Origin of the sequence: Oceanobacillus jordanicus, from assembly GCF_022095695.1 — a bacterium.
Taxonomy (GTDB): Bacteria; Bacillota; Bacilli; order Bacillales; family Amphibacillaceae; genus Oceanobacillus_B; species Oceanobacillus_B jordanicus.
The window spans coordinates 13,227-37,457 of sequence record NZ_JAIFZM010000009.1; the positions used below are offsets into that span (position 1 = coordinate 13,227).

The 24,231-nt window shown below is 42.3% G+C and carries 23 protein-coding genes and 1 riboswitch; of the genes, 20 read left to right on the forward strand and 3 right to left on the reverse strand.

The features are described 5' to 3' along the window. Window positions 1-2: 2 nt before the first annotated feature. Together msrA and tnpB are read right to left on the reverse strand one after the other, a co-directional pair. Window positions 3-527, reverse strand: a complete 525-nt coding sequence (gene msrA / locus K3T81_RS11435) for a peptide-methionine (S)-S-oxide reductase MsrA (RefSeq protein ID WP_238020221.1) — start codon at window positions 525-527, stop codon at window positions 3-5. Window positions 528-642: 115 nt separating this feature from the next. Beyond that, window positions 643-1,794 carry an IS200/IS605 family element RNA-guided endonuclease TnpB gene (gene tnpB, locus K3T81_RS11440; RefSeq protein WP_238020222.1) on the reverse strand — a complete coding sequence of 384 codons (1,152 nt, stop codon included), beginning with the start codon at window positions 1,792-1,794 and terminating at the stop codon, window positions 643-645. Window positions 1,795-2,007: 213 nt separating this feature from the next. On the opposite strand from tnpB, the gene K3T81_RS11445 reads away from it, so the two are divergent. The 6 genes from K3T81_RS11445 (at window position 2,008) to K3T81_RS11470 (ending at window position 7,833) form a co-directional block, all read left to right on the forward strand. Next, window positions 2,008-2,601 carry an MOSC domain-containing protein gene (locus K3T81_RS11445; RefSeq protein WP_238020223.1) on the forward strand — a complete coding sequence of 198 codons (594 nt, stop codon included), beginning with the start codon at window positions 2,008-2,010 and terminating at the stop codon, window positions 2,599-2,601. Between the two features lie 69 nt (window positions 2,602-2,670). Next, a complete protein-coding gene (locus tag K3T81_RS11450; RefSeq protein ID WP_238020224.1) occupies window positions 2,671-4,038 on the forward strand; it encodes a sigma-54 interaction domain-containing protein in 1,368 nt (455 codons plus the stop codon). Between the two features lie 210 nt (window positions 4,039-4,248). Beyond that, complete coding sequence (locus K3T81_RS11455; RefSeq protein WP_238020225.1) at window positions 4,249-4,944, forward strand: CoA transferase subunit A; 696 nt, start codon at window positions 4,249-4,251, stop codon at window positions 4,942-4,944. A gap of 27 nt (window positions 4,945-4,971) precedes the next feature. Next, entirely contained in the window at window positions 4,972-5,646 is a 675-nt protein-coding gene (locus K3T81_RS11460) for a 3-oxoacid CoA-transferase subunit B (RefSeq protein ID WP_238020226.1), read from the forward strand. A gap of 19 nt (window positions 5,647-5,665) precedes the next feature. Beyond that, a complete protein-coding gene (locus K3T81_RS11465; RefSeq protein ID WP_238020227.1) occupies window positions 5,666-6,442 on the forward strand; it encodes a 3-hydroxybutyrate dehydrogenase in 777 nt (258 codons plus the stop codon). Window positions 6,443-6,549: 107 nt separating this feature from the next. Continuing rightward, the gene (locus tag K3T81_RS11470; RefSeq protein ID WP_238020228.1) at window positions 6,550-7,833 is read left to right on the forward strand and encodes a GntP family permease; all 1,284 of its coding nucleotides are present in this window, start codon (window positions 6,550-6,552) and stop codon (window positions 7,831-7,833) included. Window positions 7,834-8,179: 346 nt separating this feature from the next. Here K3T81_RS11470 and K3T81_RS11475 read toward each other — a convergent pair whose 3' ends face one another. Then, complete coding sequence (locus K3T81_RS11475) at window positions 8,180-8,614, reverse strand: Hsp20/alpha crystallin family protein (protein ID WP_238020229.1); 435 nt, start codon at window positions 8,612-8,614, stop codon at window positions 8,180-8,182. Window positions 8,615-8,974: 360 nt separating this feature from the next. On the opposite strand from K3T81_RS11475, the gene K3T81_RS11480 reads away from it, so the two are divergent. The 14 genes from K3T81_RS11480 to purD all read left to right on the forward strand — a co-directional run bounded on the left by K3T81_RS11480 (window position 8,975) and on the right by purD (window position 24,053). Then, window positions 8,975-9,616 carry a DUF2179 domain-containing protein gene (locus K3T81_RS11480; protein ID WP_238020230.1) on the forward strand — a complete coding sequence of 214 codons (642 nt, stop codon included), beginning with the start codon at window positions 8,975-8,977 and terminating at the stop codon, window positions 9,614-9,616. Between the two features lie 385 nt (window positions 9,617-10,001). Then, entirely contained in the window at window positions 10,002-10,901 is a 900-nt protein-coding gene (locus tag K3T81_RS11485) for an SDR family oxidoreductase (protein WP_238020231.1), read from the forward strand. A gap of 205 nt (window positions 10,902-11,106) precedes the next feature. Beyond that, window positions 11,107-11,206, forward strand: a riboswitch (purine riboswitch). Window positions 11,207-11,324: 118 nt separating this feature from the next. Beyond that, the gene (gene purE, locus K3T81_RS11490; protein WP_106895818.1) at window positions 11,325-11,816 is read left to right on the forward strand and encodes a 5-(carboxyamino)imidazole ribonucleotide mutase; all 492 of its coding nucleotides are present in this window, start codon (window positions 11,325-11,327) and stop codon (window positions 11,814-11,816) included. Beyond that, entirely contained in the window at window positions 11,803-12,933 is a 1,131-nt protein-coding gene (gene purK, locus K3T81_RS11495; protein ID WP_420830825.1) for a 5-(carboxyamino)imidazole ribonucleotide synthase, read from the forward strand. The genes purE and purK overlap by 14 nt, the downstream gene beginning before the upstream one ends. Next, window positions 12,930-14,234: an adenylosuccinate lyase gene (purB, locus tag K3T81_RS11500; protein WP_238020232.1), complete on the forward strand. Its 1,305-nt coding sequence runs from the start codon at window positions 12,930-12,932 to the stop codon at window positions 14,232-14,234. The genes purK and purB overlap by 4 nt, the downstream gene beginning before the upstream one ends. Before the next feature lies 1 nt (window position 14,235). Further along, window positions 14,236-14,949 (forward strand): phosphoribosylaminoimidazolesuccinocarboxamide synthase, encoded by a 714-nt coding sequence (gene purC / locus K3T81_RS11505; RefSeq protein WP_238020233.1) that lies wholly within the window; start codon window positions 14,236-14,238, stop codon window positions 14,947-14,949. Then, complete coding sequence (gene purS / locus K3T81_RS11510) at window positions 14,946-15,197, forward strand: phosphoribosylformylglycinamidine synthase subunit PurS (RefSeq protein ID WP_106895822.1); 252 nt, start codon at window positions 14,946-14,948, stop codon at window positions 15,195-15,197. The genes purC and purS overlap by 4 nt, the downstream gene beginning before the upstream one ends. Continuing rightward, entirely contained in the window at window positions 15,194-15,877 is a 684-nt protein-coding gene (gene purQ / locus K3T81_RS11515) for a phosphoribosylformylglycinamidine synthase subunit PurQ (protein ID WP_238020234.1), read from the forward strand. Before purS ends, purQ begins: the two co-directional genes overlap by 4 nt. After that, window positions 15,861-18,089, forward strand: coding sequence for a phosphoribosylformylglycinamidine synthase subunit PurL (gene purL / locus K3T81_RS11520; protein WP_238020235.1), 2,229 nt, complete (start codon window positions 15,861-15,863; stop codon window positions 18,087-18,089). The genes purQ and purL overlap by 17 nt, the downstream gene beginning before the upstream one ends. Further along, window positions 18,065-19,474, forward strand: a complete 1,410-nt coding sequence (gene purF / locus K3T81_RS11525) for an amidophosphoribosyltransferase (RefSeq protein WP_238020236.1) — start codon at window positions 18,065-18,067, stop codon at window positions 19,472-19,474. The genes purL and purF overlap by 25 nt, the downstream gene beginning before the upstream one ends. A 27-nt stretch (window positions 19,475-19,501) precedes the next feature. Further along, a complete protein-coding gene (purM, locus tag K3T81_RS11530; RefSeq protein ID WP_238020237.1) occupies window positions 19,502-20,518 on the forward strand; it encodes a phosphoribosylformylglycinamidine cyclo-ligase in 1,017 nt (338 codons plus the stop codon). After that, window positions 20,515-21,084 (forward strand): phosphoribosylglycinamide formyltransferase, encoded by a 570-nt coding sequence (gene purN, locus K3T81_RS11535; protein WP_238020238.1) that lies wholly within the window; start codon window positions 20,515-20,517, stop codon window positions 21,082-21,084. The genes purM and purN overlap by 4 nt, the downstream gene beginning before the upstream one ends. Window positions 21,085-21,264: 180 nt before the next feature. Continuing rightward, window positions 21,265-22,797 carry a bifunctional phosphoribosylaminoimidazolecarboxamide formyltransferase/IMP cyclohydrolase gene (purH, locus tag K3T81_RS11540; RefSeq protein ID WP_238020239.1) on the forward strand — a complete coding sequence of 511 codons (1,533 nt, stop codon included), beginning with the start codon at window positions 21,265-21,267 and terminating at the stop codon, window positions 22,795-22,797. Window positions 22,798-22,814: 17 nt separating this feature from the next. Continuing rightward, window positions 22,815-24,053 carry a phosphoribosylamine--glycine ligase gene (gene purD / locus K3T81_RS11545; protein WP_238020240.1) on the forward strand — a complete coding sequence of 413 codons (1,239 nt, stop codon included), beginning with the start codon at window positions 22,815-22,817 and terminating at the stop codon, window positions 24,051-24,053. The last annotated feature ends 178 nt before the right edge of the window (window positions 24,054-24,231 follow it).

The following is a 24,231-nucleotide window of genomic DNA, read 5'->3' on the forward strand; positions in this document are numbered from 1 at the left end:
GATTAATCCCAGGTCTTTTCAATGAATTCATCTCTGCCGGATTTTGCGCGGTCTTCCTTATATTCTTGCTCATTCTTTTTGTAAAAATCCTGATGATATTCCTCAGCAGGGTAAAATGTTGCGACAGGTAGGATCTCGGTTACAATCGGTTTTTTAAAGCGACCGCTCTGGGCAAGTTCTTTTTTAGAAAGCTCTGCAGCGCTTTGTTGTGCTTCATCACTGTAAAAGATGGCAGCACGATAGGAATCTCCACGATCCTGGAATTGTCCACCATCATCGGTAGGATCAATCTGGCGCCAATATAATTCTAGTATCTCGCTGTAGGAGATCACATCAGGATTGTAGGTGATTTCCACTGCTTCATAGTGACCAGTGTCGCCCGCTTTAACTTGTTCATAAGTCGGATTCTCGACATGCCCACCCGTATAACCCGAGATGACTTGCTGCACACCATCCCACTGGTCAAAAGGTTTCACCATACACCAAAAACATCCACCTGCAAAAATAGCTTTCTTGTATTGAGACATTTTACATTCCTCCAGTTCGTCTATGTTATACTCTATTGAATGACCCCCACTTAACGAACGTTTGAAGTGGGGGATTCCTAAGAACACCTTCGTAACCGAAAGTTATGTTATTAGGCTATCCCTGCGTCCCCGCAGTTAGAAGTCGTAACGCTTCGTTTTTAAGATTCAAGCTTGCGTTCTTATCTCGGTCATGATGTGCGCCGCAATAGGGACAAACCCATTGACGCAACCCGAGATTTTTAACGGCTTTATTTTGATAGCCACAATTCGGTGTGGAGCATAGCTGACTGGACGGAAAATTTCTGGCAACGGTTATCACGTGCTTTCCATACCAAGTCGCTTTGTATTCTAGCATCTGTCGAAACTGTGACCAGCTCACTTCGCTAATGGCTTTTGCCAATTTATGATTTTTCAGCATGTTGGACACCTGCAAGTCTTCGATCCCGATAATGTCGTGGTTTTTGACAATAGCAGTAGAAATTTTATGCAGGTAGTCCTTCCGTGCATTGCTGATACGCTCATGGAGACGCGCCACTTTCCGTTTTTGTCTTTGATAGTTCTTGGCGTCTTGTAAGGCTCGTTTTTGCTTTATCGCCAGCTCTTTACGTCGTGATAGAATACGCTGTTCTTTTGCCAATCGGGACGCTAATGTACGAAAATGTTTCAGATTCTTATATACTGTTCCATCCGAAAGAACGGCAAAATCTTTGAGACCAACGTCGATTCCAACAGTAGAACCTGTTTTGGTTAACGGTTGTACCTCCGTTTCAGCTAAAACCGAAACAAAATATTTTCCACTCGGATTGCGCCTTATCGTAGCACTCAAGATACGTCCGTCAATTTCCCGGCTCTTGGCGAATCTGACAAGACCTAATTTGGGCAATTTGAGTTTGTTTCCCACTACTGCTATATTATGATTGGTACACTTTGTTGTATAAGACTGAACAGGATTTTTCTTGGACTTAAAGCGCGGAGCTTTATTTTGTTTTTTAAAAAAGCGCTTATACGAATCAGCCAAGTGTTTAAGCGCTGACTGCACGGCTATGCTATCCACTTCTTGGAGCCACCCCAATTGTTTTTTGAGTTGTGTAAGCTGGGCGGAACAAGCCTTGTATGTCAAGCCATTTCCCGTCTTCGTGTAAGCTTCATTCCATTGATGCAGAAAATGATTGAACACAAAACGGGAGCAACCAATCGTCTTCGTAATGAAGACTTCTTGAAATGCATTTGGATAGATTCGGAACTTATAGGCTTTGTGAATGTACATATTTTTCACAACTTTCTTACAGAAATGTTATACCTATTATATCAGAAAATAACCGTGCGCACATCCGTTCGCATTATAATTAATACAGGAAAACCAGACAATTCATCTCCACCCTAGCTAGGCTTGAGGATGGAGTCTTCTTGTCCAAAACCAATAAATTATTATTTCCTCGTAGAATAAAGATACTATACCATAGATAAAGCGGGTGACATAATGGAGGAACCTTATGTACATAAAATATTTATTAGGGATAAGCACAGGTTTGCGCCACATCCTGAGATAAAGACCTTTGTTGGGAAAACAGGGTTGGACGGAAATAAAGTAACAGATAATCCAGACAAGGCTATTTTTTGCTACCCAATCCAGCATTACACCTATTGGAATGACATATTAGATCCGCCATTCTCCGACTTTGGAGAACTGGGAGAAGATATGGCTGTATTAGAAATGGGAGAGCAATCTGTTTGCATTGGCGATAGCTATGCCGTGGGAGATACGGTGCTTCAAGTATCACAACCTAAGTCGGACACGCGCTTCCTGGATAAAGAAATGGCTATGAAAATGCTGAAAACCGGAAAAACAGGGTGGTATTTTCGAGTTTTAAAAGAAGGAAATATGCAAGCTGGCTCTGATTTAACATTGTTGGAACGTCCTTATCCGAATTGGACAATTGCTGCGTGTAATGAAGTAATGCATTTATACAAAGATGATCTGCGCTTAACAAATGACCTAGCCCATTGTGAACTACTAGCAGATAACTGGAGAAAGATCCTGTTAAAGCGTTTGGGTGGAAGGGCAATTTTATAGTATATGAAAAACGTATACATTCGCTAAAAACGAGCGAATGCGAGTTTTTCTAAAAAGGGGGATGTGTTCATGCTACCTTTTAAGGAAGAGTATAAAGATGAGATTTTTGAAACCGTTTTCGAAAATGCGTATCACTGTCTAGTTGTTGTAAATAGTGAGGGGCTGATTACTTATTTAAACAACAGCTACTGTCATTTTCTTGACGTAACGAAGGAAGAAGCTATTGGTGCACATGTTACAGAGATCATCGAAAATACAAGAATGCACATTGTTGCGAGGAGCGGTGAGGAAGAAATAGCCGACCTGCAATATATTCGGGGAAACCATATGATAGCGAATAGAATTCCAGTACGCTCTGAAGGGAAGGTGGTCGGGGCAGTTGGTACCGTGCTTTACCGTGATACAGAAGAATGGCTAAACATGAATAGTCATATAAAGGATCTTTTACTGGAGCTAGAACATTATCGCAAACAAGTGCGGGATCAGTATGGTAATACGTACTCCCTTCATGACATAGTTGGGAGCTCCCCGAAGCTGAATGCAATTAAGACTAAAATTAAAAAAGTAGCACCAGGCGATGTTTCTATCCTGCTTACAGGAGAGAGCGGAACAGGGAAGGAACTGTTTGCGCATAGTATTCATCACTTAAGCGAACGCAATAAGAAAGCCTTTATTAAGGTGAACTGTGCGGCAATTCCTGAGAATTTATTAGAGTCGGAGCTGTTTGGTTATGAGGAAGGGGCATTTACGGATGCGAGAAAGGGAGGCAAATTAGGAAAATTCCAATTGGCAGATGGAGGTACATTATTTTTGGATGAGATAGGTGATATGCCTTTAGGAGCACAGGTGAAAATTCTTCGGGCACTACAAGAAGGAGAGGTAGAAGCAATTGGAGCAACGAAACCTAGAAAAGTAGATGTACGAATCATCGCTGCTACAAACCAATCTTTAGAAAAAATGATAGAAGAAAATCGGTTTCGTGAAGATTTATTTTATCGTCTAAATGTCATCCAACTACAAATCCCCTCGCTCCGGGAAAGAAAAGAAGATATAAGAATTTTATCTAAGTTTATTTTAGATAAAATAACAAAACGTTCGGGTAAGCGGGTGATGGATTTTTCCTTTGAAGTTTTGGAGTGTTTTATGCACTATCAGTGGCCAGGAAATATAAGAGAACTTGAGAATGTGATTGAATCAGCAGTTCATTTAACTAGCAAGGAAACAATTGGAACGGATGATTTACCCGCTCATTTGCTTCGTGAAGCTCCACTTAACCATCCAACCGATGATTTGAAGGTAATTCTTGAAAAAACAGAAAAACAAGCAATCCAAAATGCTTTAAAGAAATGTAATGGAGATAAGATACAAGCAGCAAAGATGCTTAACGTAGGAAAGTCTAGCTTTTATGAAAAGGTAAAAAAATATGGGCTTAACTAAATTCCATAATATCGGAATCCATTCCGGTATCGTGGAATTTTTATTTTTGTTTATCTATGTAAAGGCTTTCGAAAGGTGAGTAATAATTTTTTTCCATGAATCTGAAACAGTGCTTTAAGTTGAAAAGGAAAAAGACTATAACGGCGGGTTTTTATCGTTTATAAAAGTTGGCACGATTTTTGCTTGTATAGGATGAAGGGGGTGTATGACATGAAAAAGGTGTATAAATCTTTTCAAGAGGCAGTAACGGAGATTAAAGATGGCTCGACGATAATGGTTGGCGGATTTGGACTTGTTGGAATCCCAGAAAACCTGATCCTAGCGTTGGTAGAATCCAAAGTAAAGCATCTGACTGTTATCTCAAATAATTGTGGCGTGGACGATTGGGGGCTTGGTTTATTACTTGAGAATAACCAGATTAACAAAATGATCGGTTCCTATGTTGGGGAAAACAAAGAATTCGAACGGCAGGTTTTATCAGGTGAACTAGAAGTTGAACTCATTCCTCAGGGAACATTAGCGGAAAGGATTCGTGCAGGAGGTGCAGGGATACCAGCGTTCTACACTCCCGCTGGTGTCGGCACACCAATTGCTGAAGGTCAAGAAGTTCGCAGATTTGAAGGACGGGATTACATGCTTCAAACAGCCTTAAAAGCGGATTTCAGTCTTGTCAGAGCAGCACTTGGAGATAGAAGTGGAAACCTAATCTATAACAAAACTGCACGTAATTTTAATCCCATGATGGCTGCAGCAGGAAATAGGACGATCGCAGAGGTGGAAGACTTCGTTGAGGCGGATTTCCTCGATCCGGAGCAAGTGCATACTCCTGGAATCTATGTTGATGGAATAATTGTAGGAATACAGGAGAAGAGAATAGAACGCTTAACCGTTAAACAAGAAGCATAACGACTTATATCTGGGAGGTAGTAAAGGATGTTAAAACAGATAGATAAGGGATTGGTTAGAGAAACAATTGCGAAAAGAGCTGAACAAGAAATTGTAAGCGGTTACTACGTAAACCTTGGGATTGGGATACCTACTATAGTTGCTAATTTCATTCAACAGGATAAGGAGGTAGTTCTTCAATCAGAAAATGGGTTATTGGGAATAGGAGTGTCTCCTTTAAAGGAAGAGGTTGATCCCGAGTTAATTAACGCTGGAAAGGAAACAGTAACTGCTTCTTCGGGTGCTTCTTTTTTTAGTAGTGCCGAGTCATTTGCCATGATTCGTGGAGGGCATTTGGACCTTGCAATTCTCGGCGGGATGGAAGTATCCGAAAATGGAGATCTAGCAAATTGGATGATTCCCGGAAAGATGATTAAGGGGATGGGTGGCGCGATGGATATCGTGCATGGTGCAAGAAAGATCGTCGTTGTGATGGAGCATGTGAACAGAGAAGGCGCATCAAAAATAGTAAAACAATGTCAGCTACCATTGACAGGGAAAGGGGTGGTAAGCCGCATTATAACGGAGCGTGCCGTCATTGATGTGGAAAAGGATGGTCTTGTGTTGATGGAGGTTGCGAAAGGGTGGACTGTAGAAGAAGTTATCGAATCAACGAATGCAACCTTAGGTATTTCTGATGAACTGAAAGTGGCCACATATTAAACGGTAGGGAGGATTTAAAATGGTAGAAAACAAAGTGGTGTATATAACGGGGGCAGCAAGTGGAATTGGGTATGAAATTGGCGTGGAGTTCGCAAAGCATGGAGCAAAGGTAGCCTTCACAGATGTGAACGAAGAAAAGATAAACGAGGTTACCAAGGAATTAAAAAGCCAGGGATATGATTGTATCGGACTAAAATGTGATGTAACAAAAGAAGAGGAACTGCAAAGCACCATCGACAATACTGTTGATCATTATGGCAGATTGGATGTTCTCATTAACAATGCGGGGTTACAGCATGTTGCAGCATTGGAGGAATTTCCAACAGAGAAGTTTGAGTTTATTACCAAAGTGATGCTTGTGGGGCCTTTTATGGCAACAAAGCACGTATTTCCTATCATGAAAAAGCAAAAGTCAGGGCGAATTATAAATATGGCTTCCATTAATGGTCTTATTGGTTTCTCAGGTAAAGCAGCATACAACAGTGCAAAACATGGCGTTATTGGGTTAACGAAAGTTGCCGCTTTAGAAGGCGCAGCAGATGGAATAACAGTAAATGCCATGTGTCCGGGATATGTAGACACACCACTTGTCCGTGGGCAATTTAAAGATTTAGCGAAGAACCGGAACGTACCATTAGAAAAAGTCCTGGAAGAAGTTTTATATCCATTGGTTCCTCAAAAACGGTTGTTAGAAGTCAAGGAAATCTCCGACTACGCTATGTTTTTGGCAAGTGATAAGGCAAAAGGGATAACCGGGCAAGCAGTCGTCCTCGACGGTGGCTACACAGCTCAATAATGATAAGTGGATAGAGGCTTTGGGGTAGCCTTTTTATGTAATGGTTAAGGGCAGTCTATTTGTAATTTTAAGTCTTAAAAATTAGAAAAGGGTGGAGGAGAAGTTTTATGTTAGGAATAATACTGGGACTTATTGTTTTAATGGCTTTAGCATATCTTGGCTGGTCTATTATTTGGGTAGCACCAATTGCGGCAGGGGTAGTAGCGTTAACTGGTGGTCTCGATCTATTAGGCGCATATAAGGATACGTATATGGGAGGTTTTGTTGACTTTGCGAAGGCTTGGTTTCCGGTTTTCATGTTAGGTGCAATATTTGGTAAGCTTATGGAAAACACAGGTATGGCAAAGTCAGTGGCAGTAGCGTTGACAAAAATTATCGGAACCAAGCGGGCAATCCTCGGAGTATTAGTATCTGCAGCAGTTTTAACATATGGTGGCGTTAGTTTATTCGTTGTTGTATTTGCGGTTTATCCACTTGCCTTAACGTTATTTCGGGAGGCTAACATTAGTAGAAGGCTAATCCCGGCTACCGTTGCGCTTGGTGCGTTCACATTTACCATGACAGCCGTTCCTGGAACTCCGCAAATTCAAAATTTGATCCCAATGGATTATTTTAAGACCGATCCAATGGCTGCACCAATAATGGGGATTATTGGCACAATCGTGATGGCTGGAGGCGGTTATTTTTATCTAAGATGGAGAGAAAAGAAATTAACCAATAACGGAGAGACCTATACAGAACCTAAAGATAAAAACATGACAGATGAAGAAGGGAACACACCAAACTTTTTCCTTTCTTTACTACCGCTTATATCCGTTCTCGTTACTTTAAATGTATTTAAATGGGACATTGTATTAGCTCTTCTGACAGGTATTGTACTAATTATGCTTCTTAATCTCCACAAATTTAAAAGTTTTGTTAAAGCAATTAATGGTGGAGCGGTGGGCTCTGTTACTGCGATTATAAACACAAGCGCGGCTGTCGGCTTTGGAACTGTGGTAAAAGTTGTCCCAGGATTTGATAAGCTGACGGAAATGTTGATGGGAATAAAGGGTAATCCATTAATTTCTGAAGCGGTAGCAGTTAATATCCTCGCAGGTGCTACTGGTTCAGCATCTGGAGGAATGGGAATAGCACTCGAGGCATTGGGTTCAAAATACTACGATATTGCCATGAACAGCGGCATCTCACCCGAGGCATTCCACAGAATTGCGTCCCTGTCCTCAGGAGGTTTAGATGCACTACCTCATAACGGTGCCGTCTTAACACTTTTAACGATAACAGGTTTATCACATAAAGATAGCTATAAAGATATCTTTGTTGTCGCTGTATTGATACCAGTAATCTCTGTAGCAGTTGCTATTGTATTTGCTTCAATAGGGATTTTTTAATAAGAAGTGGCTGGGGCATAACAAAAAGTTTTAGTCAAAAGACGAATGATAGCTAGCATAAGCGTAAGAAATATACGGAGACCCCTATGGGAGGAAGGCCTAGGTGAGACCTCGGAATGCGGAGCATCCGGAGGCTCACCAGCCGCCCATGGAAAGCGGAGTATATTTCTGAAGCGGTTCTTGAAAGGCCATTTATTCGGATTTATCTTTTGATTAAATGCTTTTGTCCCGTCCTCTTTTAGCATTATTGATAGGAAGTACATTTCTCACTTTGAAAAAAGATTGGTAGTGACAAGTTTCTAAGTATTACCTTGATGGTTAATGGGTAACGACACTACACTACTTCTTATTCATCCTCCAGTAATTTGACATTTACTCTTCGTTTATTGCTTGTTTCAGAAATGAGTCGGTGTAACCGGATATATACAAGTCCATTACGATAGGTCGCAGTTATTTTATCGGAACGTACTGGAAAAGGCAGTGAAATTTGCCGTTCAAAGGCGCCTTGCAGAATTTCTTCCTTTATAACTTGACCTCCACCAAACTCAAGATCAATAACACCTCTTAGTTCTAGCGTAGCCATGTCAGCATAAATATCAATCTTCTCCAAATCATGTAACCCAGGAATATTTAAAACACAGAAAAGCTCATGTTCTGTTTGATAAAGGTTAATTTGTGGAATGTTAGGTTTAATGATACCTTCAAATTCATCCCAAAAATTATCACCAAAAAATTGATCCATGTTTTTTTTCCAATCACCCATCTGTTTAAAAGGGTCCATTATTTCACCTCGCCATACACTTTTTCTGTATCATATGCCCAAAATAAAATGGGGTGCAGATAAAGTGAAACTTCAACCAGAGGGGGCCCCACTGGTTGTTATTTGAACGAATCGGTAAAAAGTGGTACTGAATTAGCCTGATCATTTCATATCATCTAGAAATCATGTATTCTAGGAGGGAGATATTGAAATAGGTATATTTTTGTTGTACATTAGGGAAGTTTAAAATTTCAGCAAGGAAGCAAAGTCGACGCAGTTGAAATTTTAAGGTGCCAAGTATAAGAAAAACGTACACATTCTCTAAAGGACCAGCGAATGCGAGTTTTTCTAATAGGAACTTAGATTTAGGAGGTTTTTATATTGTTAAATAATGCACTTATGATGGTCGCTATTATCTTAGTGATCAATATTGTGTATGTCTCGTTATCCACGATCAGGATGATACTTACGCTTAAGGGAAGAAGATATATTGCTGCTTTTGTAAGTATGTTTGAAATTGTTATATATGTACTCGGTCTCGGACTAGTGCTTGATAACTTAGATGCAATCCAGAATTTAATTGCCTATGCAATTGGTTTTGGGATCGGGGTAGTGGTCGGATCGAAAATCGAAGAAAAACTTGCCCTTGGTTACATTACAGTCAACGTAATTTCCTCAAACCCAGATATTGAATTTACTAGAAAACTAAGGGACAAAGGCTACGGTGTCACGAGCTGGTTTGCCTATGGGATGGATGGCGACCGTTTATCCATGCAAATCTTAACACCTAGAAAATATGAATTACGTTTATATGAGACCATTAAAGAAATTGATCCAAAAGCATTTATTATTGCTTATGAACCAAAGCAAATTCATGGTGGTTTCTGGGTGAAACAAGTACGTAAAAGTCGGCTGGCCAACCCTAAAAAAGCCGCCGAAGCAGCGAAAAAAGACGGGCCTATCGTACCACCAGTACAGGCCAAACCAACTCCACCTAAAAATACACCAAACAACAACGAGTGAGCCTAATATTGGCTCACTTTTTTTGTGAACCAGTGTAGTGAGTTGATAGAATCCCCAAACTGATTGATAGAGGAGCAGAAGTGATTGATAGGAGAACCGAAGTGATTGATAGGAGAGCAGAAGTGATTGATAGGAGGGCCGAAGTGATTGATAGGAGAGCGGAACTGATTGATAGGAGAACCGAAGTGATTGATAGGACAGCCAAACTGGTCGATAGGGGCTCCGAACTGATTGATAAAATCGCCAAACTAGTCGATAGAAACTCCGCCTCTCCTGATACAAAGACCTTGCCCCCCCATACTCGAATTCAACCATCATGATGAACAAAAGCCCAGCTCGCAGAATAGGCTGATTGCATGCATGGAAAAGTTGAAGGAGGATGAACATGACTTATTATCCGAACCAAGGCATTAATCCTGAGGAATTGCCATCGCAATTTCCCCCACAGCATCAACCACAACAGCCTGGGATTGAATCGTTGATGACACCTAGACCGATTATAGAAAATCCAGGGTACAGAGGGTCTGGCAAATTAGAGAATAAGGTAGCGATTATTACAGGTGGGGACAGTGGAATTGGCGCAGCAACTGCTATCGCTTTTGCTAAAGAAGGGGCAGATATTGTTATTGCCTATTATTATGCTTATGAAGATGGGGATGCCTATCGTACGAAACAGAGAATCGAAGAGTTGGGCAGGACCTGCATACTTATCGTCGGGGATTTGCGAGAAGAGAATCACTGCAGGCATGTGGTGGAAGAGACAATGCGGTACTTTGGCAAGATTAACGTCCTTGTGAACAACCATGGAGTCCAATTTCCTCAACCAGGATTGGAAGATATAACACAGGAACAGATGAAAGCAACTTTTGAAACGAACATTTATGCCTTCTTTTATTTAACAAAAGCAGCTCTTCCTTTTCTTGAAAGTGGCAGCGCAATAGTTAATACCTCCTCTATTACCTCATATGAGGGGCAAGAGCAACTGATTGATTACTCTGCGACGAAAGGGGCAATTGTAGCCTTTACCCGTTCGCTTTCCCAAAATATTGTAGGAAAAGGGATCCGTGTAAATGCCGTCGCACCAGGGCCGATTTGGACGCCGCTCATTCCAGCGAGCTTCTCTGCTGAGTATATCGCAACTAAATTTGGCAAGGATGTTCCAATGAAACGTGCCGGTCAGCCATTCGAGCTTGCTCCTGCGTATGTCTACTTAGCGTCTGATGATTCTTCCTATGTAACTGGCCAGGTGATCCACGTAAATGGCGGCGCACCAGTAAGTTCCTAGAAATTGTGGTGAAATAAATCGTATTAAAATAATAACTTCCTTAACATTCATTAATTGCGCTTAGTTGCTTCTATGCATTTTTCTATGAATTCAAATCTACTTGATAGCTTCAACCTTAACCAAAAACCGAACGTTAAGTAAAATTAACAAACTAATGTTCGAAAACTATATTGACACATCACGTAGGATTTTGTTATGCTAAATGCAACAATTAAATACGGAACCTCATATATTTCTGAAGATATGGTTTGGAAGTCTCTACCCGGCGCCGTAAATGCTGGACTATGAGGGGAGATGAATCGTTACAAGCGTAATGATCTGTTTTCATGTATCAAAGGGGTAAGTCTATTCATCTTCTCTCAAATCGAGGGATAAGAATGGACTTTTTTTATTTCATATAAGTCAGAGAAAGAGGGTTTTTATATGGCAATGGTTGGCGTAATTATGGGAAGTATATCAGATTGGGAAACATTACAGCATACATGTGACGTGTTGGAGGAGCTACAGATTCCTTACGAAAAGGACGTCATATCTGCACATCGTTCGCCTGATGAAATGTTTCGTTATGCAAAAGAGGCACGGAATAAAGGGTTAAAGGTTATTATTGCAGGAGCTGGAGGAGCTGCTCATCTTCCAGGAATGGTTGCATCGCAAACGACACTTCCAGTAATCGGAATCCCTGTTGAATCGAAGGCCTTGAACGGATTGGATTCCTTACTTTCTATTGTCCAAATGCCCGGTGGTGTCCCAACTGCAACAGTAGCGATTGGGAAAGCTGGTGCGACGAATGCAGGTATTTTGGCCGCGCAAATTATTGGAACTGTTGATGACTATGTAGCTGCAAAGCTGGATACCTACCGAGAAAAAATGCATGATAAAGTATTGGAAATGAGGGATGAACTTGCAAAATATTAAACAGATCCTTCCACCCCAAACCATTGGAATAATCGGCGGCGGACAGCTGGGCAGAATGATGGCCATTGCGGCACGCTATATGGGATACCAAATTATCGTCCTTGATCCCAAACCAAATTGTCCTACTGCTCAGGTGGCAGATGAACAGATTACAGCGGCTTATGATGATATGGATGCAGTAAAGCTACTTGCTGAAAAAGCAGATGTGATTACATATGAATTTGAAAATGTAGATTTAGAAGCGGCGGTTTATTTACAAGAGCATGGGAAGCTTCCACAGGGTTCCTTGGCACTGGAAATTACTCAAAACCGCGAAAAAGAAAAACAAATGATGAGAGCAGCAGACTTGAATGTACCACCATTTGCCATCGTAACGGACGGTGCCACTTGTAAAGCGGCTTTAAAGAACATTTCCTTACCAGCCGTGATAAAAACATGCAGTGGTGGCTATGATGGAAAAGGACAGCTAAAAATTAATACAGCTGAGGATATCGACCAAGCAGCTGACTTTGCTACAAAACATGGGCATTGTATTATCGAACAATGGATAACATTTGATAAGGAAATTTCTGTTGTGTTTACTAGGTCTCAATCTGGAGAAATGACGACATTCCCGATTGCTGAAAATGAACATCGTGACCATATTTTATATAAAACAACTGTTCCAGCAAGGGTTAATGAGACAGTCGAAAAAAAGGCGTACGACGCAGTAACCGCATTGGCAGAAAAAATGGAGATTGTTGGTACCTTTGCAGTTGAGATGTTTGTTAAGGAAAATGCCATTTATTTAAATGAGATGGCGCCACGCCCGCATAACTCAGGGCATTATACGATTGAAGCATGCACGATATCCCAGTTTGGCCAGCATATTCGAGCAATTTGTGGATTGCCACTTGCACCGGTTAGCTTGCACCAGCCGGCAGTGATGGTTAATATTCTTGGTGAGGAACTGGATCAGATCCAGCAGGCGATGACACGAAGTGGGGCTGGCTTTGTTCATTTATATGGAAAAGACGAAGCCAAAACGAAGCGAAAAATGGGGCATGTCACCTTCATTGCAGAAACAATCGCAGAAATAGAAGAAACCTTACAACAATTTGAGGAGGCAAAACGATGATTGAACGTTACACCAGAGAAGAAATGGGTTCCATTTGGACAGAGGAAAATAAATTTAAGGCATGGCTTGAAGTAGAGATCCTTGCATGTGAAGCATGGAGTGAACTAGGTGTTATTCCAGCTGAGGATGTGAAGAAGCTGCGCGAAAATGCCTCTTTTAACATGGAGCGTATTTATGAAATTGAACAGGAGACAAGGCATGATGTGGTTGCCTTTACAAGAGCTGTATCGGAAACACTTGGCGAGGAACGGAAATGGGTCCATTATGGCCTAACCTCAACAGATGTAGTAGATACGGCGCTTTCCTATTTAATTAAACAAGCGAATGAAATTCTTCGCAAAGATTTAACAGCGTTTGTGGAGATTTTGAAAAACAAAGCATTAGAGCACAAGCATACCGTTATGATGGGGCGCACACATGGTGTACATGCTGAACCTACGACATTCGGATTGAAGCTAGCCCTATGGTATGAGGAGATGAAACGTAACCTAGAACGTTTTGAAGCAGCTGCTAAAGGAGTCGAGTTTGGAAAGCTCTCTGGAGCAGTAGGAACATACGCCAACATTGATCCTTTTGTGGAAACATATGTATGCGAAAAAATGGGCCTTTCTCCAGCACCTGTTTCAACCCAAACGTTGCAAAGGGACCGTCATGCCGCATATGTATCGGCACTAGCACTTGTGGCAACGTCCATTGAAAAATTCGCTACTGAAATCCGTGGCTTACAAAAAACGGAAACCCGTGAAGTGGAGGAGTTCTTTGCCAAAGGACAAAAAGGTTCATCTGCTATGCCTCATAAACGAAACCCAATTGGATCAGAGAATATGACAGGAATGGCACGCGTTATCCGTGGCTATATGATGACAGCCTATGAAAATGTATCGCTATGGCATGAACGTGATATCTCGCATTCTTCAGCAGAACGTGTCATTTTGCCAGATGCAACAATTGCACTTAATTACATGCTGAATCGTTTTTCCAGGATTGTAAAGAACTTAACAGTATTCCCAGAGAACATGAAGCGGAATATAGATCGTACCTATGGCGTTATTTTTTCGCAGCGTGTGTTATTAACCCTAATCGATAAAGGTATGGCCAGAGAAGCTGCCTATGACATTGTGCAACCAAAGGCGATGCAAGCATGGGAGACTGCGACACCATTTAGACAGCTAATTGAGCAAGATGAGCAGATTACAAGTAGATTAAGTAATGAAGAAATCGATGAATGCTTCGACTACACGTATCACTTGAAAAATGTAGATCACATCTTTACCAAAATTGGCTTAACAAGAGGTGAATAAAATGAAAAGCTCCTTGCTATATGAAGGAAAGGCAAAAAAGATTTATCAAGCCGAAGGAAAGAAGGGGCAGCTCGTGCTGTCCTATAAAAATGACGCGACTGCATTTAACGGGGAAAAGAAAGCTACCTTTACTGGGAAGGGCAGATTAAACAATGAAATTTCTGCCCGGATCTTTCCTTTTCTACATGATCAGGGAATAGAAACGCATTTTATTGAACGCCTAAATGAGACGGAGCAACTTGTACAGCAAACAGAGATCATCCCGCTAGAGGTAGTGGTACGAAATCTAGCAACAGGAAGTATTACAAAAAGACTTGGGATTAAGGAAAAGACAATGTTTGATCCACCGATCTTGGAACTGTTCTATAAAGACGATGACCTTGGTGACCCACTTATTAATGAAGAACATGCCCTGTTTCTAAGTGACGTCACCCTATCTGAATTACAAGAAATTAAAAGTAAAGCATTGGAGATTAACAAGCAGCTAACAAAGCTATTCGCAGCAATTGGTATTACATTGGTAGATTTCAAACTCGAGTTTGGTAGATTAGCAAGCGGATGTATCATCCTTGCTGACGAGATTTCTCCAGACACGTGTAGGCTGTGGGATATCACAACAGAGGAAAAACTAGATAAAGATGTTTTCCGTCAAGGTACAGGTGATTTACTGGAAGTCTATGAAGAAATTTTAAAACGACTGGAGGCAAATCAATGAAAAAAGTTATCGTGAATGTAACCTTAAAATCAGGTGTGTTAGATCCACAAGGGAAAGCAATTCAAGAATCACTAAATTCGCTTGGCTACAAGGAAGTTCAGCAGGCGAGGGTAGGTAAATCAATTGAACTGCAAGTTGACGAAGGTCCTGATTTAGAAGAGCGTGTCAAAGAGATGTGTGATAAGTTATTGGCAAACCCGGTAATCGAAGAATACAGCTTTGTGGTGGAGGAGGCCGTTCGCTCGTGAAATTCGCGGTAATTGTTTTTCCTGGTTCCAACTGTGATCGTGATATGTACCATGCTGTAAAGGATGTACTTAAAGAGGAGGCAGATTTGGTTTGGTATCAATCTGCTAATCTAGAAGACTATGAGGCTATTCTTTTGCCTGGCGGGTTCTCATACGGAGACTACCTTCGTTCAGGTGCCGTTGCTGCAACCTCTGACATTATGCAACAAATTAAAGCACATGTCTCAAAAGGAAAGCCTGTACTTGGGGTATGCAATGGATTTCAAATCCTATTGGAGGCAGGCCTTTTACCAGGCGCTATGCAGCGTAATAAAAATCTTGCCTTCATGTGCCATCAGGAGCCGTTAGTAGTCGAAAACAACGAGACACTATTCACGTCCCTTTATGAGCAAGGGGAGATTGTGCGATTCCCAATTGCCCATGGGGAAGGGAATTACTTCTGCGATGAAGAGACGTTAGAAAAGTTAAAGGCAAATAAGCAAATCGTTTTTACATATCGAAACAATCCTAACGGCTCTGTAGCAGATATCGCTGGGATTAGGAATGAGGAAGGCAATGTCCTTGGCATGATGCCACATCCTGAGCGTGCTGTTGAAGCATTATTAGGCAGTGCCGATGGCGTGAAGTTATTTCAATCCGTAGTAAAAAATTGGAGGGAATCCTATGTTGCAAACACATGATATACATCCAGAGCAAATCGAACGCGACAAGCTGTATCAAGAAATGGGTTTAAGTGACAAGGAATACGACCTCGTGAAAGATATCTTAAAGCGTCGCCCTAATTTTACCGAAACAGGGATATTCTCGGTAATGTGGTCTGAGCATTGTAGCTATAAAACCTCCAAGCCATTGTTAAAGAAGTTTCCTGTTAAAGGGCCTCATGTAATACAAGGACCTGGTGAAGGTGCTGGAATTATTGATATTGGGGACAATCAGGCTGTTGTATTTAAAATTGAAAGCCATAATCACCCATCTGCAGTAGAGCCATATCAAGGAGCGGCTACAGGTGTCGGCGGGATTATTCGTGATGTATTTTCCATGGGCGCACGTCCTATTGCGATAATGAACTCTCTTAGATTTGGAAACTTAACAACAGATCGTGTGAAATACCTATTTACAGAGGTAGTGAATGGAATCGCCGGGTACGGAAACTGTGTAGGGGTTCCGACAGTAGGCGGAGAAGTCCAATTTGACGAAAGCTATGAAGGCAATCCACTAGTAAATGCCATGTGTGTAGGATTAATCAATCATGATGAGATCCAAAAAGGGATTGCAGCTGGAATTGGCAATACGGTGCTCTATGCTGGCGCACCTACAGGTCGTGATGGAATTCACGGGGCAACATTTGCCTCTGACGATCTTGGTGAAGATGCTGCCAAGGATCGACCAGCAGTACAGGTTGGCGATCCATTTATGGAAAAATTATTAATTGAGGCATGTCTCGAAGTTATTCATTCTGATGCGCTTGTTGGCATGCAGGATATGGGAGCTGCAGGGCTTACTTCATCTGCTAGTGAAATGGCGAGTAAAGCAGGAACGGGAATGGAAATGGATTTAGACAACGTACCTCAGCGTGAGCAGCATATGAATGCGTATGAGATGATGCTTTCTGAATCACAGGAAAGAATGCTCATGGTTGTTAAAAAAGGCCGAGAGCAGGAAATCATTGATGTGTTTGAAAAATACGGTCTCCAAGCTGTCGCAGTAGGCCAAGTAATTGAAGAAAAAGTTTTCCGTATTAAACAGCACGGAGAAGTAATGGCAGACATCCCTGTAGACGCTTTAGCTGATGAAGCACCTGTCTACCATATGCCATCAGAGGAAGCGGATTATTACAAGGATTTTCAGAATAGTGGCACGCCTGAGGTGGTTGTAGAAGACCATGCCGGCATGCTGAAACAGCTGTTGCAGCAGCCTACGATAGCGAGCAAGGAATGGGTCTATGACCAATATGATTCCATGGTCCAGACGAATACAGTGGTCACACCTGGGTCTGACTCAGCAGTTGTTCGGATTAAAGGAACAAACAAGGCACTGGCAATCACAACCGACTGTAATTCACGCTATATTTATTTGGATCCAGAAGTTGGCGGAAAAATTGCCGTCGCAGAAGCGGCACGTAATATTGTTTGCTCTGGAGCAAGGCCACTCGGCTTAACCGATGGTTTGAACTTTGGTAACCCAACGAACCCGCAAACCTTCTGGCAAATGGAAAAAAGTGTGGATGGAATGAGTGAAGCATGTACGGCCCTTCGTACACCTGTCATAAGTGGCAATGTCTCCTTATACAACCAATCACAAGGAAAGTCAATTTTCCCAACGCCTATCGTTGGTATGGTTGGATTGCATGAGTCGTTAGAACATATTACACCAAGCCACTTTCAATCAGCTGGCGATGCCATTTATGTTATTGGCGAAACGGCTCCGGAATTTGGCGGCAGTGAGTTGCAGAATGTCGTGCACGGTAAATACGAAGGAATAGCGCCAGAAATTGACCTAGAGGTAGAAGCCAAGAGGCAGCAACAAATTCTTCAAGCAATACAAGCTGGCTTAGTAGAATCTGCACATGACGTGTCAGAAGGCGGTCTATCAGTAGGTTTTGCTGAGAGTGTATTTAATGGAGCGGGACTTGGAGTGGACGCAACATTTTCTGGCGATGCAACGGCCATCCTTTTCAGTGAAACTCAATCACGTTTTATTATATCCGTAAAAGAAGATAAGAAAGCACAATTCGAAAAAACAGTCGAAGATGCAACACAGGTTGGAATCGTAACAGAGGATGCAACTTTCCGGATTCAGATTAATGGTGCGCAAGTCATTGAGGAAAAAACAGAAGAGCTACACCAACTTTGGAAGGGAGCTATTCCATGCTTGCTGAAATCAAAGGCATAAACGAGGAATGTGGCGTATTTGGAATTTGGGGTCATGAAAAGGCAGCGGAGCTTACTTATTATGGATTGCATTCCATGCAGCATCGTGGCCAGGAAGGCGCAGGAATTGTATCCAGTGATGGTGTCGAACTAAAGCCATACAAAGGGATGGGATTAGTTAATGATGTATTCAAACATGCAGATTTCGATGAGCTATCCGGAAAAGTGGCAGTTGGCCATGTACGCTATTCTACACAAGGCGGAAAAGTAATTGAAAACGTACAACCATTATTATTCCGCGCTCAAGCCGGTAGCATGGCACTTGCTCATAACGGAAACATTATGAACGCTCATAAATTGCGCGGTGAACTAGAGGAAGAAGGTAGCATTTTTCAAACGTCTTCTGATACAGAAGTACTTGCACATTTAATTAAACGCAGTGGTAACGAAATTTCCGAAAAAACGATCGCAAATGCCCTTAATAAGGTCGTCGGTGCTTATGCCTACATTATTTTAAAGGAAGATAAAATGTTTGTAGCACTTGACCCGAGCGGGATTCGCCCATTATCCATTGGAAAGTTAGGGGAGGCCTATGTAGTTGCTTCGGAAACCTGTGCGTTTGACCAAATAGGTGCAACCTTTGAACGGGAAGTGTTACCAGGTGAGCTTATTACTATTAGTGATGAAGGATTAAGCTCCACCCGATTTGCCATGCGCGAGCAACGCAAGATGTGTGCAATGGAGTATGTTTATCTCTCCAGACCAGATAGTGATGTGAATTTAGTTAATATCCATGCCTCTCGGAAAAGGATGGGTATTGAACTCGCTAAAGAAGCACCATCAGATGCAGACATGGTAATTGGGGTACCAGACTCCAGCATTTCAGCAGCAATCGGCTATGCCGAACAAAGTGGCTTACCTTACGAAATGGGAATTATTAAAAATCGCTATGTTGGCCGTACCTTTATTCAGCCCTCACAGGAACTACGCGAACTTGGTGTGAAGATGAAGCTCTCTCCTGTCCGTGGAATTGTGGAAGGGAAACGGATTGTCATGATTGATGATTCGATTGTGAGAGGCACGACAAGCCGAAGAATTGTGCAAATGCTCAAGAAAGCTGGAGCAAAAGAGGTTCATGTGCGCATTGCTTCCCCATCGATTCAGCATCCATGCTATTACGGGATTGATATGTCGACAAGGAAAGAATTGATCGCTGCTAATTATACGCTTGAGGGAATTTGTGAGCAGATCGGTGCTGACAGTATAGCTTATTTGTCTGAGGCAGGTCTCGAAAAGGCAATCGTGAAAGACAAAACATTAAACCAAGGCATTTGTACTGCCTGCATGACCGGTAAATATCCAGTGAAAGAAGATGGACAAAAAGAGATTGTGTTTACAAGCTGTTAAGGAAGACAAAAAAGGAGTGGCCAAACCATGTCAGAAGTATACAAAAATGCCGGAGTAGATGTGGAAAAGGGATATGAGGCAGTAGAAAGAATGAAAAAGCATATAGCAAAAACAACCAGACCAGAAGTACTTGGGGGAATTGGTTCATTTGCTGGTTTGTTTGAACTGACATCTTTTCAATTTAAAGAACCAGTAATGGTCTCCGGCACAGATGGTGTTGGCACGAAACTTAAGCTTGCCTTTGACCTAAACAGACATGATTCTGTTGGAATAGATCTTGTTGCGATGTGCGTGAATGATATTGTTGCTCAAGGTGCTCAGCCGCTTTTCTTTTTAGATTACATTGCATGTGGCAAAAACGACCCCGAAATGATTGAGCAAATCGTCGCAGGGATCGCCCAAGGTTGTGTAGATGCAGGTGCTGCACTAATTGGTGGCGAAACGGCGGAAATGCCTGGCATGTATGACCCGTCGGAATATGACCTTGCAGGATTTGTGGTAGGGATCGCGGAAAAGGAAAAGCTGGTTACAGGTGAAGCCATTGCGGAAGGGGATGTCGTTATCGGTCTCCCATCAAGCGGCATTCACTCAAATGGGTATTCGCTTGTCCGCCAAATCGTAGCTGATCTGGATTTAGAGGAAAACTACAATTTGCAGAAACCACTTGGTGAGGTGCTGTTAACACCGACAAAGATTTACGCCAAAACTGTTACAAAGGTAGTTGAAAAGTATACGGTCAAAGGAATTTCCCATATAACGGGTGGCGGGTTTTATGAAAATCTTCCACGCATGTTGCCAAACGGACTCGGCGTCCAGATTGACTCCAATAGTTGGGATGTACCAGAAATTTTCCCTTTTTTGCAAAAACATGGAAATATTGCAGAAGCGGAAATGTACGGCGTCTTTAATATGGGAATAGGAATGGCGCTTGTTGTGAATCGTGAAGATGCCCAGAGGGTTAAAGCAGAACTTCTCCAAAATGGTGAAGAAGCTTCGATAATCGGGACCGTTGTGCCAAATGAAGGAGTGCACTTTAGCTCATGAAAAAAACCAAAGCCGCTGTGTTCGCATCAGGAACCGGGAGCAACTTTCAGGCGATAATGGAAGACGATGATCTGCCAATTGAAGTTGCCTTGCTCGTTTGTGATAAGCCTGGTGCCACCGTAATAAAAAAAGCAGAGCAATATGATGTACCTGTCCTTGATTTTGAACCAAGCGCCTATGCGTCGAAAGCTATCTATGAGCAAAAGCTAATTGAGGAGTTAGAAAAGGCTGGTGTCGAGTGGATTTTCCTGGCAGGCTATATGCGCATTGTGGGACCAGATCTTCTTGGAGCTTTTGAAGGAAGAATAGTCAACATCCATCCGTCATTACTTCCAGCATTTCCGGGCAAGGATGCGATTGGACAGGCGTATCAGGCAGGAGTCGATACGACAGGGGTAACGGTCCATTTTATCGATGAAGGCATTGACACGGGGCCAATTATTGCCCAGGAATCCGTTGAACTTTTCCCGGAGGATACGGAAGAGATGCTCAAGAAACGTATCCAACAAGTAGAACACAATCTTTACCCTACCGTCATCCGCCAGATTATAGGCCAAAATACATAAAGTAAAACTTCAATCAGTGGGGGTTTCGTTCTCCCTCACTGATTGTTAGTTGAACGAATCGAGGTGTTAGCGTCCGTTTACTCCCACTTAAAACTTCACGGTTTCACTTCATGTTTGAAGTGGGAGTTTTACGGACGGTTGCACCGGGATAACATAACGAAAATGAAATGAGGGGAAAAAATGAAGAAGCAAGCTTTAATCAGTGTTTCCGATAAAACAAACATCACCACATTTGCTCAAGGGCTCGTTGACCTTGATTACGACATCCTATCAACTGGAGGAACGTTAAAAGCATTAAAAGAAGCAGGCATTCCTGCGAAAGCAGTGGACGAAGTAACTGGATTTCCAGAAATTTTGGGTGGGCGTGTGAAAACATTACATCCCTTTATTCATGGAGGACTTCTGGCAAAACGTTCTGATGCCGATCACATGAATCAGTTAGAAGAAAACAACATTGCGCCAATCGATATGGTCGTTGTAAACCTATATCCTTTCAAACAAACGTTACAAAAAGAAGGCGTATCAGGTGACGAAATTATTGAGAACATTGATATTGGTGGTCCGACAATGCTACGGGCAGCTGCGAAGAATTTTGCAGACGTTGCAGTGGTTGTAAATCCTTCTGACTATGAAACAGTAATTGCAGGATTGCGTGCAGATTCCTTTGGGAAGGCAGAACGTAAAAAACTGGCAGCTAAAGTTTTTCAGCACACAGCAAATTATGATGCCATGATCGCGCGTTATTTTTCTGAAGAAACGGAAGAAGCCTTTCCAGAAACATATACCGTTACATACGAGAAGGTACAATCCCTTCGTTATGGTGAAAACCCCCACCAACAGGCAGCATTTTATCAAAACCCACTTCACAAAGGGTGGAGCCTTGCTGCTGCAACACAATTACACGGCAAGGAACTTTCCTTTAACAATATTCAGGATGCCAATGCAGCACTTGAAATCCTGTCTGAATACAAAGAGCCTACTGCTGTTGCAGTAAAACATATGAATCCATGTGGAATTGGCGTTTCAGATAACCTGTCGTCTGCATTCGCAAAGGCATATGAAGCAGATCCTATTTCCATTTTTGGTGGCATTGTCGCAGTAAATAGTGAAGTGGACGCGGAGACCGCTAAACAGCTGAGTGAAATTTTTCTTGAAATTGTAATTGCACCAGGCTTTACGGATGAAGCAATGGAAATATTGACACAGAAGAAAAATATCCGCCTGCTTGACCTACCGATGCAGGATGGGGATAAAGGCTACCACAAGCTAACAACAGTAAAAGGTGGAATGCTTGTACAGGACAATGATGCTGGAGAAGTGGCAAAAGACGCATTAACATTCCCTACAAAACGTCAGCCAAGCGACAAAGAGCTCACAGATTTATTGTTTGCATGGAAAGCTGTTAAGCATGTGAAATCCAACGCGATTGTTTTAGCAAAAGATAACCAGACAGTTGGGGTTGGTGCTGGCCAGATGAATCGAATCGGTTCCGCTCAAATTGCAATTACACAAGCTGGTGATAAGGCTAATGGAGCAGTGCTCGCATCGGATGCATTTTTCCCAATGCCAGATACAGTGGAAGCAGCCGCAGCAGCAGGCGTAACAGCAATTATTCAACCAGGTGGGTCAAAGCGTGACCAAGACTCCATCGATGTATGTGATGAGCATGGTATTGCCATGGTTTATACAGGAATGCGCCATTTCAAACATTAAGGAAGGGATGCGAAGGGATGAATATTCTCGTAATCGGCCGCGGTGGACGCGAGCACAGCATTGTTATGAAGCTTGCGGAAAGTGAGCGTGTTTCTACAATCTATGCCGCTCCCGGCAATGCTGGAATGCAGCAGGCAGAGTGTATCGGAATTGACGAAATGGACATCGAGGCACTTGTTGCATTTGCTAAAGAAGAGCAGATTAATTTAACGATAGTTGGACCGGAAAACCCACTGAATGAAGGGATTGCTGACCGTTTTATCGAGGCGGGCCTCCAAGTGTTTGCACCACAAAAAGCAGCAGCACTACTTGAGGGTAGTAAAAGCTTTGCCAAAGAATTTATGAAAAAATATGCTGTACCAACAGCTGCTTATGCAACGTTCACTTCAGCTGACGAGGCGAAGCAGTATATTGAAAAACAAGGAGTCCCCATTGTGATCAAAGCGGACGGCTTGGCAGCTGGTAAAGGGGTTATCGTTGCTGAAACGAAAGAGCAAGCATTGGCTGCGGTGGACGAAATACTAGTGGAGAAAGCATTTGCGGGTGCCGGAGCAAAAATTGTGGTGGAAGAGTTTTTATCCGGAAAAGAATTTTCTTTAATGGCATTTGTTCATGAACATAATGTTTATCCAATGGTACCGGCTCGTGACCATAAGCGCGCATTTGATAATGACGAAGGACCGAACACAGGCGGGATGGGGGCATTTTCTCCAGTTCCTGATGTTACCGATGATCATCTTGATTTTGCAATGAAAGAAATCCTGCAAAAAACGGCTGACGGCATGATGAAGGAAGGAAGGGCATTTACAGGCATTCTTTATGCTGGGCTGATGATGACAGAAGACGGCCCCAAGGTCATTGAATTTAATACCCGATTCGGTGACCCGGAAACGCAGGTTGTTTTACCACTGCTGAAAAATGACTTAGACCAAGTGATCCTTGATGTAATGGATGGCAAAGATCCTGAATTGCAGTGGGAGGACGCCGCATGTGTTGGGGTGGTTCTAGCTTCACAAGGGTACCCCGGCTCCTATGCCAAAGGAGTAGATATTCCGGTATTAAGCGAATCGGAGACGTATACCGTACACGCCGGAACCAAGCAGGTGAACGGCAACCTTGTTTCTGATGGTGGCCGTGTTCTACTTGTTGGGTCTAAAGAAAATAGTTTTGAATTGGCTCGTGAGAAAGTGTATCAAGCCCTCGACCCAGTCGAAAATGGTAAGAATTATTTTTATAGAACGGATATAGGGAAATAGGAAAAAGCTTGAGGGCATTTAGGTGTCCTCAAGCTTTTTGTATCCCAGCTTAAATTTAGCAAGGCCATTTATGAATGGAATTAGCAATATCACTTCTTTATATGGACTTTAGTTTATAGAACTTAGTAAAGTATAGAAACCATAAGTAAAGAAGGAGAAAATAACGTTAACGTTGAAT

What these genes read in the sequence shown, in the direction of transcription:
- msrA (WP_238020221.1), bottom strand. Translation starts at nt 527, where the DNA reads ATGTCTCAATACAAGAAAGCTATTTTTGCAGGTGGATGTTTTTGGTGT.
- tnpB (WP_238020222.1), bottom strand. Translation starts at nt 1,794, where the DNA reads ATGTACATTCACAAAGCCTATAAGTTCCGAATCTATCCAAATGCATTT.
- K3T81_RS11445 (WP_238020223.1), top strand. Translation starts at nt 2,008, where the DNA reads ATGGAGGAACCTTATGTACATAAAATATTTATTAGGGATAAGCACAGG.
- K3T81_RS11450 (WP_238020224.1), top strand. Translation starts at nt 2,671, where the DNA reads ATGCTACCTTTTAAGGAAGAGTATAAAGATGAGATTTTTGAAACCGTT.
- K3T81_RS11455 (WP_238020225.1), top strand. Translation starts at nt 4,249, where the DNA reads ATGAAAAAGGTGTATAAATCTTTTCAAGAGGCAGTAACGGAGATTAAA.
- K3T81_RS11460 (WP_238020226.1), top strand. Translation starts at nt 4,972, where the DNA reads ATGTTAAAACAGATAGATAAGGGATTGGTTAGAGAAACAATTGCGAAA.
- K3T81_RS11465 (WP_238020227.1), top strand. Translation starts at nt 5,666, where the DNA reads ATGGTAGAAAACAAAGTGGTGTATATAACGGGGGCAGCAAGTGGAATT.
- K3T81_RS11470 (WP_238020228.1), top strand. Translation starts at nt 6,550, where the DNA reads ATGTTAGGAATAATACTGGGACTTATTGTTTTAATGGCTTTAGCATAT.
- K3T81_RS11475 (WP_238020229.1), bottom strand. Translation starts at nt 8,614, where the DNA reads ATGGACCCTTTTAAACAGATGGGTGATTGGAAAAAAAACATGGATCAA.
- K3T81_RS11485 (WP_238020231.1), top strand. Translation starts at nt 10,002, where the DNA reads ATGACTTATTATCCGAACCAAGGCATTAATCCTGAGGAATTGCCATCG.
- purE (WP_106895818.1), top strand. Translation starts at nt 11,325, where the DNA reads ATGGCAATGGTTGGCGTAATTATGGGAAGTATATCAGATTGGGAAACA.
- purB (WP_238020232.1), top strand. Translation starts at nt 12,930, where the DNA reads ATGATTGAACGTTACACCAGAGAAGAAATGGGTTCCATTTGGACAGAG.
- purC (WP_238020233.1), top strand. Translation starts at nt 14,236, where the DNA reads ATGAAAAGCTCCTTGCTATATGAAGGAAAGGCAAAAAAGATTTATCAA.
- purS (WP_106895822.1), top strand. Translation starts at nt 14,946, where the DNA reads ATGAAAAAAGTTATCGTGAATGTAACCTTAAAATCAGGTGTGTTAGAT.
- purL (WP_238020235.1), top strand. Translation starts at nt 15,861, where the DNA reads ATGTTGCAAACACATGATATACATCCAGAGCAAATCGAACGCGACAAG.
- purF (WP_238020236.1), top strand. Translation starts at nt 18,065, where the DNA reads ATGCTTGCTGAAATCAAAGGCATAAACGAGGAATGTGGCGTATTTGGA.
- purM (WP_238020237.1), top strand. Translation starts at nt 19,502, where the DNA reads ATGTCAGAAGTATACAAAAATGCCGGAGTAGATGTGGAAAAGGGATAT.
- purN (WP_238020238.1), top strand. Translation starts at nt 20,515, where the DNA reads ATGAAAAAAACCAAAGCCGCTGTGTTCGCATCAGGAACCGGGAGCAAC.
- purH (WP_238020239.1), top strand. Translation starts at nt 21,265, where the DNA reads ATGAAGAAGCAAGCTTTAATCAGTGTTTCCGATAAAACAAACATCACC.
- purD (WP_238020240.1), top strand. Translation starts at nt 22,815, where the DNA reads ATGAATATTCTCGTAATCGGCCGCGGTGGACGCGAGCACAGCATTGTT.